This window comes from Streptomyces sp. CA-243310, from assembly GCF_050936775.1.
Taxonomy (GTDB): domain Bacteria; phylum Actinomycetota; class Actinomycetes; order Streptomycetales; family Streptomycetaceae; genus Streptomyces.
In genome coordinates this window covers 2,349,261-2,365,849 of record NZ_JBNJMF010000002.1, presented here as the reverse complement: position 1 = coordinate 2,365,849, position 16,589 = coordinate 2,349,261, and the positions used below count along the sequence as shown (strand labels likewise).

18 protein-coding genes are annotated in these 16,589 nt (G+C 71.9%); 6 read left to right on the top strand and 12 right to left on the bottom strand.

The window, feature by feature from the left end; genetic code table 11:
* Positions 1 to 41: 41 nt before the first annotated feature.
* Both ACQEVM_RS28310 and ACQEVM_RS28305 read left to right on the top strand, forming a co-directional pair.
* Positions 42 to 464 (top strand): organic hydroperoxide resistance protein, encoded by a 423-nt coding sequence (locus ACQEVM_RS28310; RefSeq protein ID WP_433083622.1) that lies wholly within the window; start codon positions 42 to 44, stop codon positions 462 to 464.
* Between the two features lie 68 nt (positions 465 to 532).
* Positions 533 to 1,378, top strand: a complete 846-nt coding sequence (locus ACQEVM_RS28305) for an EI24 domain-containing protein (RefSeq protein ID WP_433083620.1) — start codon at positions 533 to 535, stop codon at positions 1,376 to 1,378.
* 27 nt (positions 1,379 to 1,405) lie between these two features.
* On the opposite strand, the gene ACQEVM_RS28300 is transcribed toward ACQEVM_RS28305, so the two are convergent.
* A complete protein-coding gene (locus tag ACQEVM_RS28300; RefSeq protein ID WP_433083618.1) occupies positions 1,406 to 2,308 on the bottom strand; it encodes an NAD(P)-dependent oxidoreductase in 903 nt (300 codons plus the stop codon).
* 96 nt (positions 2,309 to 2,404) lie between these two features.
* Here ACQEVM_RS28300 and ACQEVM_RS28295 point away from each other — a divergent pair, with 96 nt between their 5' ends.
* A complete protein-coding gene (locus tag ACQEVM_RS28295) occupies positions 2,405 to 2,797 on the top strand; it encodes a winged helix-turn-helix transcriptional regulator (protein ID WP_433083616.1) in 393 nt (130 codons plus the stop codon).
* Here the strand turns inward: ACQEVM_RS28295 and ACQEVM_RS28290 are convergent.
* The 4 genes from ACQEVM_RS28290 to ACQEVM_RS28275 form a co-directional block, all read right to left on the bottom strand.
* Complete coding sequence (locus ACQEVM_RS28290) at positions 2,755 to 3,504, bottom strand: AraC family transcriptional regulator (RefSeq protein ID WP_433083614.1); 750 nt, start codon at positions 3,502 to 3,504, stop codon at positions 2,755 to 2,757. The two genes, ACQEVM_RS28295 and ACQEVM_RS28290, sit on opposite strands and share 43 nt — an antisense overlap.
* A gap of 72 nt (positions 3,505 to 3,576) precedes the next feature.
* On the bottom strand, positions 3,577 to 4,224 hold the full coding sequence (locus ACQEVM_RS28285) for a CatB-related O-acetyltransferase (RefSeq protein WP_433083612.1): 648 nt from the start codon (positions 4,222 to 4,224) through the stop codon (positions 3,577 to 3,579).
* Positions 4,221 to 4,934, bottom strand: a complete 714-nt coding sequence (locus ACQEVM_RS28280; protein WP_433083610.1) for a carbon-nitrogen hydrolase family protein — start codon at positions 4,932 to 4,934, stop codon at positions 4,221 to 4,223. Before ACQEVM_RS28280 ends, ACQEVM_RS28285 begins: the two co-directional genes overlap by 4 nt.
* A gap of 54 nt (positions 4,935 to 4,988) precedes the next feature.
* Positions 4,989 to 5,570 (bottom strand): TetR/AcrR family transcriptional regulator, encoded by a 582-nt coding sequence (locus ACQEVM_RS28275; protein WP_433083608.1) that lies wholly within the window; start codon positions 5,568 to 5,570, stop codon positions 4,989 to 4,991.
* Positions 5,571 to 5,768: 198 nt separating this feature from the next.
* Here ACQEVM_RS28275 and ACQEVM_RS28270 point away from each other — a divergent pair, with 198 nt between their 5' ends.
* Positions 5,769 to 8,225 carry a beta-glucosidase family protein gene (locus ACQEVM_RS28270; protein WP_433083606.1) on the top strand — a complete coding sequence of 819 codons (2,457 nt, stop codon included), beginning with the start codon at positions 5,769 to 5,771 and terminating at the stop codon, positions 8,223 to 8,225.
* A gap of 78 nt (positions 8,226 to 8,303) precedes the next feature.
* Here ACQEVM_RS28270 and ACQEVM_RS28265 read toward each other — a convergent pair whose 3' ends face one another.
* A complete protein-coding gene (locus ACQEVM_RS28265; protein WP_433083604.1) occupies positions 8,304 to 9,200 on the bottom strand; it encodes an SGNH/GDSL hydrolase family protein in 897 nt (298 codons plus the stop codon).
* 249 nt (positions 9,201 to 9,449) lie between these two features.
* Between ACQEVM_RS28265 and ACQEVM_RS28260 the strand changes: the two genes are divergently transcribed.
* Entirely contained in the window at positions 9,450 to 9,944 is a 495-nt protein-coding gene (locus tag ACQEVM_RS28260) for a DUF3145 domain-containing protein (protein ID WP_053677844.1), read from the top strand.
* Positions 9,945 to 10,026: 82 nt separating this feature from the next.
* Here ACQEVM_RS28260 and fabF read toward each other — a convergent pair whose 3' ends face one another.
* The 5 genes from fabF to ACQEVM_RS28235 all read right to left on the bottom strand — a co-directional run bounded on the left by fabF (position 10,027) and on the right by ACQEVM_RS28235 (position 14,903).
* Positions 10,027 to 11,292, bottom strand: a complete 1,266-nt coding sequence (gene fabF, locus ACQEVM_RS28255) for a beta-ketoacyl-ACP synthase II (RefSeq protein ID WP_433083602.1) — start codon at positions 11,290 to 11,292, stop codon at positions 10,027 to 10,029.
* 79 nt (positions 11,293 to 11,371) lie between these two features.
* Positions 11,372 to 11,620 carry an acyl carrier protein gene (locus tag ACQEVM_RS28250; protein WP_150519766.1) on the bottom strand — a complete coding sequence of 83 codons (249 nt, stop codon included), beginning with the start codon at positions 11,618 to 11,620 and terminating at the stop codon, positions 11,372 to 11,374.
* A gap of 55 nt (positions 11,621 to 11,675) precedes the next feature.
* On the bottom strand, positions 11,676 to 12,680 hold the full coding sequence (locus tag ACQEVM_RS28245) for a ketoacyl-ACP synthase III (RefSeq protein ID WP_433083600.1): 1,005 nt from the start codon (positions 12,678 to 12,680) through the stop codon (positions 11,676 to 11,678).
* Between the two features lie 19 nt (positions 12,681 to 12,699).
* The gene (locus ACQEVM_RS28240; protein ID WP_433083598.1) at positions 12,700 to 13,617 is read right to left on the bottom strand and encodes an ACP S-malonyltransferase; all 918 of its coding nucleotides are present in this window, start codon (positions 13,615 to 13,617) and stop codon (positions 12,700 to 12,702) included.
* An 89-nt stretch (positions 13,618 to 13,706) separates the two neighbouring features.
* Entirely contained in the window at positions 13,707 to 14,903 is a 1,197-nt protein-coding gene (locus tag ACQEVM_RS28235; protein ID WP_433085429.1) for a PucR family transcriptional regulator, read from the bottom strand.
* Positions 14,904 to 15,040: 137 nt separating this feature from the next.
* Here ACQEVM_RS28235 and ACQEVM_RS28230 point away from each other — a divergent pair, with 137 nt between their 5' ends.
* A complete protein-coding gene (locus ACQEVM_RS28230) occupies positions 15,041 to 15,697 on the top strand; it encodes a pirin family protein (RefSeq protein WP_433083596.1) in 657 nt (218 codons plus the stop codon).
* 24 nt (positions 15,698 to 15,721) lie between these two features.
* Here ACQEVM_RS28230 and ACQEVM_RS28225 read toward each other — a convergent pair whose 3' ends face one another.
* Complete coding sequence (locus ACQEVM_RS28225) at positions 15,722 to 16,537, bottom strand: serine hydrolase domain-containing protein (RefSeq protein WP_433085427.1); 816 nt, start codon at positions 16,535 to 16,537, stop codon at positions 15,722 to 15,724.
* Positions 16,538 to 16,589 lie beyond the last annotated feature (52 nt).

Sequence of the window (16,589 nt, the reverse complement as noted above, 5' to 3'; positions counted from 1 at the left end):
GTGGGCGCGAGTCACGGCGATTACCAGGAGGATCTTCTTACATGTCCATCCAGCAGTCCGATGTCGCGTACACCGCTGTCGCCACCGCCGAGAACGGCCGTGACGGCCGCGTCGCCACCAGCGACGGCAAGCTCGACGTCGTGGTGAACCCGCCGAAGGAACTCGGTGGCAGCGGCGCCGGCACCAACCCGGAGCAGCTGTTCGCCGCCGGCTACAGCGCCTGCTTCCAGGGCGCCCTGGGTGTCGTCGCCAAGAACGAGAACGCCGACATCTCCGGCTCGACCGTCACCGCCGAGGTCGGCATCGGCAAGAACGACGACGGCTTCGGCCTGATCGTCAAGATCTCGGCGTCGATCCCGAACGTGGACGCCGCCACCGCCAAGGACCTCATCGAGAAGGCCCACCAGGTCTGCCCGTACTCCAAGGCGACCCGCGGCAACATCACGGTCGAGCTGGCCGTCTGATCCCGCACCCCGCTCATCGCGAAGGCCGCGCCCCTCAGGGGGCGCGGCCTTCGCCGTAAACTGCGCGCATGAGTGCTTTCGCGGGGGGATTGCGGTACTTGCTCGCCGGCCAGCGGTGGGTCTTCGGCCACGGACGGTGGTTCGGCGTCGGCCTGCTGCCGGGACTGGTCGCGCTGGTGCTGTACGCGGGCGCGCTCATCGGGCTGGGCTACGGCGCCGACGACCTCGTCGGTTGGCTGACCCCCTTCGCCGACGACTGGGGCTCGCCCTGGCTGAGCCTGTTCCGCGGCTTCCTGACCGCGCTGGTCTTCAGCTTCGGACTCTTCCTCGCGGTGATCACCTTCACGGCCGTGACCCTGCTGGTCGGCCAGCCCTTCTACGAGTCCCTGTCCGAGCAGGTCGACCGGACCGAGGGCGGCGAGGTCCCCGAGTCCGGCCGAAGCCTGTGGCAGGACCTGTGGATCTCCGCCCGCGACAGCGTCCGCCTGCTGGGCCGGGTGGTGCTGTACGGGATCCTGCTGTTCGCCCTCGGGTTCATCCCGGTGATCGGACAGACCGTGGTCCCGGCGATCGGGTTCTGCGTCTCCGGCTACTTCCTCACCCAGGAACTCACCTCGGTCGCCCTTCAGCGCCGCCGCGTCGACCTCGACGAGCAACTGGTCCTGCTGCGGTCCCGGAGGGCGATGGCGCTGGGATTCGGCGTACCGCTGGTGCTGGCGTTCCTCGTCCCGCTGGTCGCGGTGTTCCTGATGCCGGGCGCCGTGGCCGGGGCGACCCTGATGGCCCGCGACCTCGTGGGTGCGGACACCGGCCCCGAGGGTCCCGACGGGGGAGCCGACCCCGACGAACCCGTCCCGGGCCCCCCGGCGCCGCAGGCCACCGGCTTCGGCCCGCCGCCGCCCGCCTACTCCTGAACGGCCTCCGTCGCCCCGGACCCCGCGTCAGTACCGGCCGGCCCGGCGGCGCAGCAGGGTGATCGCCCCGCTCGTGTCCTCGCGCGCGTGCGCCGCCGGGTCGGCCTCCAACCGCTCCCGCATCAGCTCCAGGTACGGGGTGATCAGCCCGGGGTCGACGCCCCGCTCCGCGGCCGTGCGCAGCAGGGTTTCGCTCGCGGCGACCTGCATGGACAGGTTCGACACCACCCCGGTGGTGAAGTCACCCGAGGTCAGCCGGTCGGCGGCGTTGCCCACGAAGAAGCCCATCGCACCCAGCCACTCCGACAGCAGCGGCGCCAGGTCCTTCGGGGCGATGTCCTCGCCGTCGATCAGGGCGTAGGCGTGCGAGATCCCCGCGAACAACCCGTACATCGCGCTGAGCAGCGCCACGTCGTGCAGGGCCGCGTGGCCCGGGTCCTCGCCGACGAAGCGGACCCCGGCCGGTACCTCCAGCGTCGCCCGGTGGCGGTCGAAGAGGGCCCGGGAGCCGCTGTAGAAGACGTAACCGCCGGCCTCCGGGACGCCGATCATCGACGGGGTGGCCATGATGCCGCCGTCGACGAACCGGGCCCCGCGCCCCTGGGCCCAGGCGGCGCGCGAGCGACCCTGGTCGGGGGTCCCGGTGGTGAGGTCGACCAGGTCCCGGCCCGTGAGGTCGACCCCGTCGAGGGCCGAGTCGACGGAGGCGTCGTCCAACAGGCACAGGACGACCAGTTCGTTCGCGGCGACCGCCTCGGCGGGGGTCGCGGCCACGCGCGCCCCTTCGGCGGCCAGTGCCTCGGCCTTTGCGGTGGTGCGGTTCCAGACGGTCAGGGGGTGTCCGGCGGCCAGCCAGGTACGGGCGAGGGCGGTGCCCATGTCACCGAGTCCGAGGAGGGTGAGCGGTGTCTTCACGAGGTTGTCGGTCATGACGTTCAGCCTGGTCGCAGGCCGTGAGACGCTCAAGTACGCACTTCGGAGTGGGTGGTTACCCCGAGGTGAGCGAACAGGTGGGAGGGGTGCGCGATGGCGTTGACACGAAGGCCCGGGGCGGATCACTGCGGGATCGCCGCGGCGATGTCCGTGATCGACGGCAAGTGGAAGGTCTCCCTGCTGTGGGAGTTGGAACAGCGCCCGCGCCGTTTCGGTGAACTGCGCCGGCTGGTCCCGGGGGTCTCGGAGAAGGTGTTGTCCGCGCAGCTGCGGGAGTTGGAGACGGACGGGATCGTGCACCGCGAGGTGTACGAGGAGGTGCCGCCCCGGGTGGAGTACTCGCTGACCCCGCTCGGCAGGGAACTGAACGCGGCCCTGGCTCCGCTGGGCGCATGGGGCGGCAGACACCTGCTCCCCGCCCCCGCGCCGGCGGGACCGTCCGGTCAGCCCACCGCGGCGTACGAGCCGGCCGAACGCCTGGTGTAGGCGCCGGGCGTCTCCCCGAAGTGGCGGCGGAAGGCCAGGATGTAGCCGTTGGTGCTGACGAATCCGACCCGGGCGGCGACCACGCTCACCAGGTGGCCCTGCCCCAGCAGTTCCAGCGAGTGGTTCAGCCGCAGCCGGGTCCGCCACTCCGAGAAGGCCAGGCCCGTCTCCGTGCGGAAGGCCCGCCGCAGGCTGGTCGAGCTGGTGTACAGGTCCTCGGCCCACTCGGTCGCGGTGCGCGGGTCGGCGGGGGTGCGGGCGAGCTCCCGGGCTACGGCCCCGGCGGCCCGGCTGGTCGGCTGGGGCAGCGGGAGACAGTCGCGGTGGGTCGCGCAGAGGGCGGCGAAGACCGCCGGGTCGTCCTCGGACACCTCGGAACTGCGCATCCGGGCCAGCAGCAACCGGCGCTGCTCGGCGGTCGCGTTGACGGTGGTCGCCTCGGTGTAGGGCAGTGCGTGCAGGGTGGCGTCGAACCCCTCGGCCGTGATCACGGAGTCACTGTCGAAGCGGGCGCTGTGCCACACCCCGGCCGGTATCCACAGGGCCACGGACGGGGTCAGCTCGTGCTCCCGCTCGCACGCGGTCACGACGATGCGCCCGATCGGCACGTACAGGAACTGGTGGAACGCGTGGACGTGGGGCGGGTGTCCGCCCGCCGCGATGAAGTCCTCGTCCACCGTCAGCTCCTCCAACCGGTCTGCCGTCACTGTGCCGTGACCCCCCATTGTGGGCGGTGCGCCACGACACCGACCCCCCGAAAGAAGGTAAGGGTAGCCTAACTATCGGGTGGGTGGGGCGGCCTCCTCCAGCGCGTCCACGCTGCCCGACATGACGGTCCGCACGTGCCGGGTGAGGTGCTCGACCGGCCAGTCCCACCAGGCGACGGCGAGCAGCCGGGCGATGTCCGCCGGCTCGTACCGGGTACGGATCAGGCGGGCCGGGTTGCCGCCGACGATGCCGTAGTCCGGGACGTCGTCCACCACGACGGCGCCGGAGGCGATCACGGCTCCATGGCCGATCCGCACCCCGGGCATCACCATGGCGCCGTGCCCGAACCAGACGTCGTTGCCCACCACGGTGTCCCCGCGCCCCGGCAGGTCGGTGAGCAGGTCGAAGTGGTCGGCCCAGGCGCCTCCCATGATGGGGAACGGGAACGTCGAGGGCCCGTCCATCCGGTGGTTGGCGCCGTTCATGATGAAGCGCACACCGGTGCCCAGCGCGCAGAACCTTCCGATGACGAGCCGCTCCGGCCCGTAGTGGTAGAGCACGTTGCGCGTCTCGAAAGCCGTCGCGTCGTCCGGGTCGTCGTAGTACGAGTAGTCGCCCACCTCGATCAGCGAGGACGTCACCAACGGCCGGAGCAGCACCACCCGCGGCTGTCCCGCCACGGGGTGCGGTACCGACGGGTCGGGCGGGACGGGGCTCATGCCGGCACCTCCGCCGTCACCACGCCCTGCGTGTGGTCGTCGGCCTCGACCACCGTCGAACCGTCCGGGGCCCAGACGGCCGCCCCGCCGCAGCCGGTCCACGGGCCTGCGGGTCCGACGTGGTTGGCGAGGACCACGTACAGGCCGTGCTCCTTGGCGATCCCGGGGTACACGGTGCCCCGCTCCGCGACCCCGGCGCCCGTTCCGTAGAGGGAGCTCGCCAGATGGACCGCGCATCCGTCGGCCGCGCCCCGGCCGGGGAGATCGGGGAAGTGGTTGTCGAAGCAGATGCCCAGGCAGAAGCGGACACCGCCGAGTTCGAAGCGGCCGTCGACGGCGCCCGGCGCGAAGGCGTCCCGCTCGTGCTCGAAGAGGTGCTGCTTGGCGTACGTCGTCACGTGCGCGCCCTCCGCGTCGTGGACCAGGGTCGCGATGGCCGGCAGCGGGCCGTCGGTGCGCACCGCGGCGTTGACGGCGGTGGCGATCCCGGCGGAACGCAAGGGGTCCAGTCGCGGATCGTCGGGGCCCGTCAGCCACAGCCCGGGGTCGGCGGTCAGAGCCTCGATCTCGTATCCGGTCAGGGCCAGTTCGGGCAGGACGACGAGTTCGGCGCCCTGGTCGCGGGCCGCGACCGCGAGGGCGGCGGCCCGCGCGGAGTTGGCTTCGACATCGGCCGGGACGCAGGTCATCTGGGCTGCGGCTATCCTCATGCGCCCAGCATGCCGGCCCGGTCCCCGCCCCGTCCGGCAGGGCCGCGCAGGGCGCTACGGAGACTCGGGGGCGCCCCGGAGCAGCGTCAGGAACGAGCGGAACGCGCCCGGCATGTCCACCGACTCGGGTGAGAGCAGCCACTGGTACTGGAGCCCGTCCATCACCGCCGTGAGCAGCGGCGCCGCCTGCTCGGGGGTGAGGCCCGAGGGGAGCCGGTCCCCGAACTCGGCCCGCAGCACCGCGGCCATCTCGCCCCGGACCTGCGCGTACCGCTCGGTGAAGAACTCCCGGGCGGGGTGCCCGTCGGTGACGCTCTCGCCCAACAGGGCCGAGAAGGTCTGCACGATGCCCGGACGCATCGCGTTGTAGTCCACCAGGGAGGCCAGCAGGTCCAGCCGCCAGGTGTCGGCCGAGGCGCGGGAGCCGCCGCCGGTGTCCCAGCGGTCGCGCTCCTCCAGCACCGCGACCAGCAGCGCCTCCTTGGTCGGGAAGTAGTGCAGCAGGCCCTGTTGGGTCAGGCCCACCCGTTCCGCCACGGCTCCCAGGGACGCTCCCCGGTACCCGCGTTCGGCGATCACCTCGACCGCCGCGCGGACGATGTCGCCGCGTCGTTCCTCGCTCCTCGCCCTGACCATGGCCCGGCACTCCCTCCGCGTCGCACCCCTGCCCGCAGGACCGTACGCGATCCGCGCCCGACAAGCCGAGATCACAAGAACATAACGAACCCTACCGCTCACCAGGTAGCAGGTCCACGATGGGGTCACCGCACCGCACCGCACCGCACCGCACCGCACCTCGCACCCGCACACCGCACCCGATGAGGAGGCTCGGCCGTGACCGATGCCGAACAGGTCCGCCACGACACCGCGGAAGCCGCACTCGACAAGCTCGACCTCGACACCAAGACCCGGCTCCTGGCCGGCCAGGACATGTGGTCGCTGCCCGCCCTCCCGGAGATCGGCCTGGGCTCCCTGGTCATGTCCGACGGCCCCATCGGGGTGCGCGGCGTGCGCTGGACCGCCGACGACCCCTCCATCGCCCTGCCGTCGCCGACGGCGCTCGCCGCCGCCTGGGACCCCGCCCTCGCCCGCCGCGCCGGCCGCCTCCTGGCCCAGGAGGCCCGCCGCAAGGGCGTCCACGTCCTCCTGGCCCCCACCGTCAACCTGCACCGTTCCCCGCTCGGCGGCCGGCACTTCGAGTGCTACTCCGAGGACCCGTACCTCACCGGCGCCATCGGCACCGGCTACGTCAACGGCGTCCAGGACGGGGGCGTCGGCACCACCGTCAAGCACTACGTCGGCAACGACGCCGAGACCGAACGCTTCACCGTCGACTGCGTCATCGCGCCCCGCCCGCTGCGCGAGCTGTACCTGGCCCCCTTCGAGGCCATCGTCACCAACGCCCGCCCCTGGGGCATCATGACCGCCTACAACCGGGTCAACGGCACCTCGATGACCGAGAACGCGTACCTGGTCAACGAGGTCCTGCGCGCCGAGTGGGGCTTCGACGGCGCCAACGTCTCCGACTGGATGGCCGCCCGCTCCACCACCGGCGACATCCTCGGCGGCCTCGACGTGGCCATGCCCGGACCGCAGACCGTCTACGGACCCGCCCTCGCCGAGGCCGTCCGCGCCGGCGAGGTCCCCGGGTCCGCCGTCGACGACGCCGTGCGCAACGTCCTGCGGCTCGCCGCGCGCGTCGGCCTCCTGGACGGCGCCCCCGCCGTCGTCACCGACCACCCGACCGCGATCGACGGGCAGGCCCTGGCCCGCGAGATCGCCGCCCGCGGCACCGTCCTCGTACGCAACGAGGTCGTCTCCGGCGAGCGGCGCGCGCTGCCCCTGGACACCCGCCCGGGCCGCACCGTCGCCCTCCTCGGAGCCGCCGCCCGCGACGCCCGCGTCCTCGGCGGCGGCTCCGCCACCGTCTTCCCCGAGCGGATCGTCTCCCCGTTCGACGGCCTCACCGCGGCCCTCCCCGACGGGGCGCTCACCTTCCGCGTCGGCGCCGACCCCAGCGAGGAACCCGTCCCCGCGGACAAGGGCTTCGCACTGCGCGCCGTCTGCCGCGACGCCTCCGGAGCCGTCCTGGGCGAGGGCAGCCTGCCCACCGGTCAGGTCCAGTGGATCGGCGACGACCTGCCCGAGGGCGCCGCGTACGAGACGATGGCGAGCATCGAGGTCACCGGCACGTTCCTGCCGCGCGAGAGCGGCGAGCACGCCTTCGGCACCCGCGGCCTCGGCGCCTTCGCCCTCGCCGTCGACGGCCGCACCCTCTGGGAGGGCGTCCAGGAGATGGGCGACGAGGCCGACCCCTTCGAGGCCTTCTTCGGGGCGCCCAGCGAGCGCGCCCGGATCCCGCTGACCGAGGGCGAACCCGTCGAGGTCTCACTGACCTTCCAGGTCCCCGACGTCACCGGGCTGCCCCTCAAGGCGATCATGTTCTCCCTGCTCCACCTCGGCCCCCGGCGCGACCCGGACGCGCTCATCGCCGAGGCCGTGGAGGCCGCGCGGGCCGCCGACACCGCCGTGGTGGTCGTCGCCACCACCGAGCGGGTGGAGTCCGAGGGCTTCGACCGCACGGACCTGACCCTGCCAGGCCGACAGAACGACCTGGTCGCGGCCGTCGCCGCCGCCAACCCGAACACCGTGGTCGTGGTCAACGCCGGGTCCCCCGTGGAACTGCCCTGGCGCGCGGACGTGGCCGCCGTGCTCCTGACCTGGTTCCCCGGGCAGGAGGGTGGCGTCGCCCTGGCCGACGTGCTCCTCGGGGACGCGGAGCCCGGCGGTCGACTGCCCACCACCTGGCCCGCCGCGTTCGCCGACGCGCCCGTCACCGAGGTGACGCCGACCGACGGCAGGCTGGAGTACCGCGAGGGGCTCCTCGTCGGCTACCAGGCGTACGAGGACCGGGGCGTGGTCCCCGCCTACCCGTTCGGCCACGGCCTCGGCTACACGGACTGGAGCTACGACTCCCTGGAGGTCACCGGCACCACCGCCCGGGTCCGCCTCACCAACACCGGCACCCGGACCGGCCGCGAGGTCGTCCAGGTCTACCTCGCCCCGATCGCCGACCCCGTCGAGCGCCCCGCGAGCCGGCTGGCCGCCTTCGCCTCCGTCGAGGCGGGCCCCGGCGAGAGCGTCGAGACCGAGATCGAGCTGCCCGCCCGGGCCTTCGAGATCTGGGACGAGGACACGCCCGGCTGGCGGCGGATCGACGGCCGGTACGAGGTCCGCGCGAGCCACGCACACGGCGACACCCGCCTCACGGTCACCCTCGACGTCCACTGACCTGCCGCATGGCCGGAAACCACCCATGAAGCGGACCGGGGAAGGGCCCTGACCCCCGCCCCCGGTCCGTACCAACCGTCAACGCGGCGGCCTTGCCGCCGTCACCTGTCGGTGCGCGAGTTCCGCCAGCCGCGCCTGTCCGTCCTTCCCCGGATGGAAGAAGTCCCAGCGGCTCAACTGCTCGGCCGAGAAGGGGTACTGGAACACCGCGCCCCCGTCGTATCGGCAGAGCGGGTCCTTCGCGCAGACCTCGCGCAGTACCTCGTTGTACTCGACCACGCGTGCCCGCACCCCCTCCCGCCGCGAGGTCGCGCCCGTCGCCAGGGAGAGCGGATCGGCCAGCATCGACTGGCAGATCCCCAGCTTCCAGATCTGGCGCACCATCGGCAGGTCCTTGCCCTGTTCCCACAGCCGCTGGAGGTCCGGCACCGAGGAGACGTACACCTGGGAGGTCGGGGACGCCGCCCGCAGGCCGGCCAGGGCCTTCTCGAAACCGGCCCGGAAGTCGGCCACCGAGGTCATCGACGAAGCCAGCGGCCGGCAGGCGTCGTTGGAGCCCACCATGACCGTGACCAGGTCGGGCTTGTGCGCGGCGGCCGAAGCCAGCTGCCCCGGAAGGTCCGCCATGCGCGAGCCGGTCACCGCGTGGTTCCAACTGCGCGCGGGCGCCTCGGCGGCCCCGATGAGGCGGGTGGCGAGGGAGTCGACCGCGGGATCGTCACCCGTCGCCCAGGAGACCTCCGGGCAGTCCGCCAACACCGAACAGGCGTCGAATCCGCGCGTGATGGAGTCGCCCACGGCGGCGATCGAGGTCGGCGCGGTGTTCCAACGGGGACCCGCCTGCGCCCCCCGCTCGCCCTCGGACGCCTGCTCGCCGCCGTCGCACCCCGTGACCACGCCGGCCAGCACGGCGACCGACGCGACCGCGCCCGTCAGCCTCCTGCGCGCGCGCCGGCGTGGAGCGGTGGTGCCCATCGGGTGGTCCCTCCTTCGTCGCCCCGTGTCCTTCCGGGGCGTCCTGCTGAGTGAATGCTTTGCGTTCACGGGGTTTGGAGCGACCGTACGTCACACCGGGACCCCCCGCGCACGGTAGCTTTTTCCCGTGGCGTTTCGGCCGCACGTCCCACGACGCAATGTCAGATCATTTCCGGTAAATTACGTCACGTCACATACTGTCCGTTTTCTGGAGTTTATTCCCGACCTCGTCCCACACTGGAGGTCCCGGTGACGACACGTGGAGTTCTGTACGTGCATTCCGCGCCGCGTGCGCTCTGCCCGCACGTGGAATGGGCTGTTGCGGGCGTACTCGGGGTGCGGGTGAACCTCGACTGGATCAGACAGCCCGCATCCCCCGGCACCTGGAGAGCCGAGTTCTCCTGGCAGGCCGAAGCGGGCACCGCGTCGAAACTCGCCTCCGCCCTGCGCGGCTGGCACCTGTTGCGGTTCGAGGTGACGGCCGAACCCTGCTCGACCTCCGAGGGCGAGCGGTACAGCTCCACCCCGGAACTCGGAATCTTCCACGCCGTCACCGGAATGCACGGAGACATCCTCGTACCCGAGGACCGGCTGCGCGCCGCCCTCGTCCGATCCGCGCACGGCGAGACCGACCTGGAAGCCGAGATCGCCAAACTGCTCGGCAAGCCCTGGGACGACGAGTTGGAGCCGTTCCGCCACGCCGGCGAGGGCGCTCCGGTGCGCTGGCTCCACCAGGTGGTCTGACCCCGCGACACACGGACGACACGTGAGAGGGGCCCCACCCGGCGGTTGCCGGGTGGGGCCCCTCTCACGTGGTGTGCGCGACTCAGACGGAGCGGAACGCCAGCGAGACGTTGTGACCGCCGAAACCGAAGGAGTTGTTGATCGCGGAGATCGGGCCGTCGACGGGCAGCTTGCGCGGCTCGCCGCGGACGATGTCCGCGTCGATGTCGTCGTCCAGGTCCTCGACGTTGATCGTCGGCGGGGCGATCCGGTTGTACAGAGCCAGCACGGTCGCCACCGTCTCGATGCCGCCGGCGCCGCCCAGCAGGTGACCGGTCATCGACTTGGTCGCGGAGATCGCGATGTGGTCGAGGTCGTCGCCCAGGACCTTGCGCAGCGCCTTCAGCTCGGCCGTGTCCCCCTGCGGGGTGGACGTGGCGTGCGCGTTCAGGTGCACCAGCTCGGCCGGGTCCAGACCCGTGTTGTCGAGCAGGTTCCGCAGCGCGGCGGCGACGCCGCGGCCCGTGGGCTCCGGCTGCGCGATGTGGTGGCTGTCCGCGGACAGACCCTGACCCAGGACCTCGCAGTACACCCGCGCACCGCGCGCGGCGGCGTGCTCGGCGGACTCCAGGATCACGACGCCGGCGCCCTCGCCGAGGACGAAGCCGTCACGGGCCTTGTCGTACGGGCGCGAGGCCTGCTCGGGGTGCTCGTTGTTCTTGGACATCGCCATCATGTTGGCGAACGCGGCGATCGGCAGCGGGTGGATCGCCGCCTCGGTACCGCCGGCGACGACCACGTCGGCACGGCCGGTACGGATCATCTCGACGGCGTAGCCGATGGCCTCGGCGCCCGAGGCGCACGCGCTGACCGGGGTGTGAACGCCCGCGCGGGCATTCACCTCCAGGCCGACGTTGGCCGAGGGGCCGTTCGGCATGAGCATGGGGACGGTGTGCGGGGAGACCCGACGCACACCCTTTTCCTTCAGTACGTCGTACTGGTCGAGCAGGGTCGTCACGCCACCGATTCCGGAGGCGATCACGGTACCCAGACGCTCGGGCGCGATGGACTCGTCCTCGCCGGCCGGGGCGGTGTAACCCGCGTCGGCCCAGGCCTCACGGGCCGCGATGACGGCGAACTGCGCCGAGCGGTCCAACTTGCGGGCCAGCGGACGGGCCAGTACCTCACTCGGGTCCACGGCGGCCTGCGCGGCGATACGGACCGGCAGTTCGGCGAAACGCTCGCCCTCCAGGGGCGAGACGCCGGAACGGCCGGCAAGCAGACCTTCCCAGGTCGAAGCGCTGTCGCCACCCAGCGGAGTGGTTGCGCCGATACCGGTGACGACCACGGTGCGATTGGTCGGGCTCACAGGAATTCTTTCTCCACGTCTCAGGGGGTGCTGAATTGTCACGGCGCCACCGCCAGGTGGCGACAAACGCTCGTCAGGCTCAGGCCTGGTGCTTCAGGATGTAGTCGGCGGCGTCGCCGACCGTCTTGAGGTTCTTGACGTCCTCGTCCGGGATCTTGACCTCGAAGCGCTCTTCGGCGGCGACGACGACCTCGACCATGGACAGCGAGTCGACGTCCAGGTCGTCGGTGAAGGACTTGTCGAGCTGGACGTCCTCCTGCGGGATGCCGGCGATCTCGTTGACGATCTCCGCGAGACCTTCGAGGATCTCTTCCTGCGTGGCGGCCATGTGGCGCTCCTTCTTTAGCTGACTGGATGTTCAGGGAGGGAAAGCGATCCCGACCCTAGGGGAGGGTAACGACCGTCGCGGCGTAGACGAGTCCCGCCCCGAAGCCGATGACGAGCGCGGTGTCGCCGCTCTTCGCCGCACCGGTCGCCAGGAGCCGCTCCATTGCGAGCGGGATCGAGGCGGCCGAGGTGTTGCCGGTGGTCTCGACGTCACGGGCGACCGTGACGTGCTCCGGCAGCTTCAGAGTCTTCACCATCGAGTCGATGATCCGCATGTTTGCCTGGTGCGGAATGAAGACGTCCAGGTCGTCCGCGGTGATCCCGGCCGCGTCGAGCGCCTGCTGGGCCACCTTGGCCATCTCGAAGACGGCCCAGCGGAAGACCGCCTGACCCTCCTGCGTGATGGCCGGGAACTTCTCGCCGCTGTCGGTTCTGCGGTACTCGTCCCACGGCACGGTCTGCTTGATCGTCTCGGACTTGTCGCCCTCCGAACCCCACACCGTGGGGCCGATGGCCGGCTCGTCCGAAGGGCCGACGACCACGGCGCCGGCGCCGTCGCCGAACAGGAAGGCCGTCGCGCGGTCCTCCAGGTCGGTGAGGTCCGACAGCCGCTCGACACCGATGACGAGGACGTACTGCGCCGACCCCTCCACCACCAGGCCCTTGGCCAGGGTCAGGCCGTAGCCGAACCCGGCACAGCCCGCGGAGATGTCGAAAGCGGCGGGCTTGATCGCCCCGATCCGGTGCGCGATCTCGGTCGCGACGGCCGGGGTCTGCTTGAAGTGCGACACCGTGGAGACGATCACGGCGCCGATCTGTTCGGGGGAGACCCCGGCGTCGGCCATGGCCTTGCCCGAGGCCTCCACCGACATCGCGGCGACCGTCTCCTGCGGCGAGGCCCAGTGCCGGGTCGCGATGCCGGAACGCGAACGGATCCACTCGTCGGACGAGTCGATCGTCTCCAGGATGACCTCGTTGGGCACCACCCGGACCGGGCGGTAGCCACCCACACCGAGGATGCGGGCGTACGGGGAGCCCTTGGCCGGCTTGATCTTCGACATGCTGTGTGGGCTCCTTCTCTCAGACCGCGTGCTCGGCGAGGAGCGCGGCGGCCTTGTCGAGATCGTCCGGCGTCTTCAGTGCGACGGCCGGCACGCCCTTGAGCGCACGCTTGGCCAGACCCTGGAGGGTGCCGCCCGGGCAGAGCTCGACGATCCCGGTGACGCCCAGTTCGGCGAACGTCTCCATGCACAGGTCCCAACGGACCGGGTTGGCCACCTGGCCGACCAGCCGGGCGACGACGTCGGCGCCCGTGGTCACGACCCGACCGTCCTTGTTCGACACGTACTTCAGCGCCGGGTCCGCCGGGTCGAGGGCCTCGGCGGCCTTCTCCAGCGTGGCGACCGCGGGCGCCATGTGGTGGGTGTGGAACGCGCCCGCGACCTTGAGGGCGACGACCTTCATGGAACCTTCGGGCTTCTCGGCCACGAGGGCGGCGATCTGCTCCACGGTGCCGGCGGCCACGATCTGGCCCGCACCGTTGATGTTCGCCGGGGTCAGCCCCAGCTTCTCCAGGTGCGCGACGACCACGTCACGGTCACCGCCCAGCACCGCGGCCATGCCGGTCTCGGTGACGGCGGCGGCCTCGGCCATGCCGAGCCCCCGGGTGCGTACGAACGACAGCGCGTCGGCCTCGCTCAGTACACCGGCGTACGCGGCGGCGGTGATCTCACCGACGCTGTGACCGGCGACCGCGCCGAAGGCCGTCGTGGTGCCGAGCGCGGAGGCGGACAGCAGACCCGCGGCGACCAGCAGCGGCTGGGCCACCGCCGTGTCGCGGATTTCGTCCGCATCGGCCTTCGTGCCGTAGTGGGCAAGGTCGAGCCCGATGGCGTCGGACCACCCCGCGACGCGCTCGGCGGCGCCGGGGAGTTCGAGCCAGGGAGTCAGGAAGCCGGGCGTCTGAGCGCCTTGGCCTGGAGCGACGAGTACGAGCACCCTCACACTCTCTCTTGTATGTGGCCCGCGCCGCCCGTGGGGACAGGGACGAAGAACCGACGGGGTAATTGTTGATGTCCGACAAAAGTCTAGGACTGGGGATCGCCGTCGGCCAGGCGCCCCAGGATCAGGGCGATCCGCAACGTGAACGCCGAACGGACATCGGAGGGTGACCAGCCGGTGACGTCGGTCACACGTCGGAGCCGGTAGCGCACCGTGTTCGGGTGCACGAACAGCATCCGCGCGGCCCCTTCCAGACTGCTCGCCTGCTCCAGGTAGACGCTCAGCGTCTCCAGGAGTGCCGACCCCGCCTCCTCCAGTGGTCTGTAGATCTCCTCCACCAACTGCTCCCTCGCCGAGGGATCGGAGGCGATGGCCCGCTCGGGCAGGAGATCATCCGCCAGAACGGGGCGCGGCGCGTCCTGCCACGCCGTACAGGCCTTCAGTCCGGCCGCGGCGGCCTGCGCCGACTTCGTCGCGTTCAGCAGGTCCGGGACCACCGGACCCGCCACCACGGGACCCGCCGCGAACGGGCCGATCAGGGACTTCGCCACCTGCATCGGGTTGTCGCTGCCGCCCGCGATGACCACCAACCGGTCGCCCAGCACACCCGTGAGGACCTGGAGCTTGTGGTGCCGGGCCGCGCGCCGGATCGCCTCGACCGTCAGTTCGCTGTCCCCGTCCGGGGCGGTGCCCAGGACGACGCACACGTGCTCCGGCGAGCTCCAGCCCAGCGCCGCGGCCCGGGACAGGGCGCCCTCGTCCGCCTCGCCCGACAGCACCGCGTTCACCACGAGGGACTCCAGCCGGGCGTCCCACGCCCCGCGCGCCTCGGCCGCCTGGGCGTACACCTGGGCCGTCGCGAAGGCGATCTCCCGGGCGTACACCAGCAGCGCCTCCCGCAGGATCGACTCGTCGCCCGGGGCCGCGACCTCGTCGATCGCGGTCTCCATCACCTCGATCGTCGTACGGACCATCTCCACGGTCTGCCGCAACGTGATCGCCCGGGTCAGCTCGCGCGGAGCCGTCCCGAACACGTCGGTCGAGATCGCCTGCGGGGTCTCCGGGTGCCGGAACCACTCCGTGAACGCGGCGATGCCGGCCTGGGCGACCAGGCCGATCCAGGACCGGTTCTCCGGCGGCATCGCCCGGTACCACGGCAGGGTCTCGTCCATGCGCGCGATGGCGTTGGCGGCGAGCCGACCGGAGGATTTCTCCAGCCTGCGCAGCGTCGCGGTGTGCGGATGGGCCGGGTGCGCGGCATGCGCCGGGTGCGCGGGGCTGATCTCTGGAGACTGCTCACGTTCGGGTTGGGGCACGGGACAAGACTGCCCTATCGGTGCCCCGGCGCGGACTCCGGTCTCGCGGCGGAGCGCCCGCGCCCCGAGTCGCGCCGCGGCCGGCGGGGTCTACGGTGGCCTTCATGATTGATGTACGCCGCGCCGCCGACCGGTACGAGGGCGGGGACCCGGCCGCCGGGATCACCACCCGGCACGCCTTCTCCTTCGGGTCCTTCTACGACCCGGACAACATCCGTTTCGGCCCGGTGCTGGCCTGCAACGAGGAGACCCTGCGGCCCGGCTCCGGCTTCGAGGAGCACGCGCACAGCCACACCGAGATCGTCACCTGGGTGGTCGAGGGCGAACTCACCCACAAGGACAGCGCCGGCGGCCACAGCGGGCAGGTCCGCCCCGGCGACGTGCAGCACTTCGCCGCCGGATCCGGGGCGCGGCACGTCGAGCGCAACGACGGCCCGGAGCGGCTGCGGTTCGTACAGTTCTGGCTCGCCCCGCTCGTGGCGGGCGGCGAGCCCTCGTACACGCTCGTCCGGGACCTCGCCGACGACGCCGCGTACGAGATCCCCGCGGCCGGCGCCGTACTGCGGGTGCGGCGGCCCGGCGCGGGCGAGCGGGTCCCCGTACCGGCCGCCGAGCGGATCTACCTGCACGTCGTCCGCGGGGACCTGCGCCTCGACGGGGAGGAACTGGGCCCCGGCGACTCGGCGCGGATCACCCGCGAGAGCGGGCTGGAGATCACCGCCGGCTCCCCGGGGGAACTGCTGATCTGGGAGCTGCCGTAGCGGCTGCCCCGCGGATTCGGCCGGTCAGGAACGCAGTTCGGCGAGGACCGCGTCCGTGAACGGGGTCCAGGCCTCCACGGCCCACGGGCCGAAGGCGCGGTCGGTCAGCGCCACGCACGCGGCGCGCGCGTCCGGGTCCACCCACAGGAAGGTGCCCGACTGGCCGAAGTGCCCGAAGGTCCGGGGCGAGGACGTGTGACCCGTCCAGTGCGGGGACTTGCCGTCGCGGATCTCCAGGCCGAGCCCCCAGTCGTTGGGGGACTGGTGCCCGTAGCCCGGAAGCACGCCCTTGAGGCCCGGGTGTACGACGGCGGTGGCCTCGGCGACGGTGCGGACGTCGAGCAGCCGGGGCGCCTGGAGCTCGGCGGCGAACCGCGTCAGGTCGCGGACGGTGGACACGCCGTCCTTCGCGGGGGAGCCGTGCAGCACGCTCGACGCCATGCCCAGCGGTTCGAAGACGGCCTGGTGCAGGTACTCGGCGAAGGGGATGCCGGTGGCCTTCGCGATGTGGTCGCCGAGCACCTCGAAACCGGCGTTCGAGTACAGCCGGCGCTGCCCGGGAGGCCCCGTCACGCGGTGCTCGTCGAAGGCCAGCCCGCTGGTGTGCGCGAGCAGGTGACGGATCGTGGAACCCTCCGGTCCGGCCGGTTCGTCCAGTTCGATCGCCCCCTCCTCGTACGCGACGAGGGCGGCGTACGCGGCGAGCGGCTTGGTCACCGAGGCCAGCGGGAACGGGTGGTCGACGGGGCCGTGGTAACCGGCCGTGCTCCCGTCGGCGCGGACCACGGCGGCGGCGGCCGTCGTCACCGGCCAGTTCTCGATGATCCGCAGACTCTCCAGGCTGTTCTCCATGCGGCCGAGCCTACTTGCCTGGAGTGCGCTCCAAGGTTTT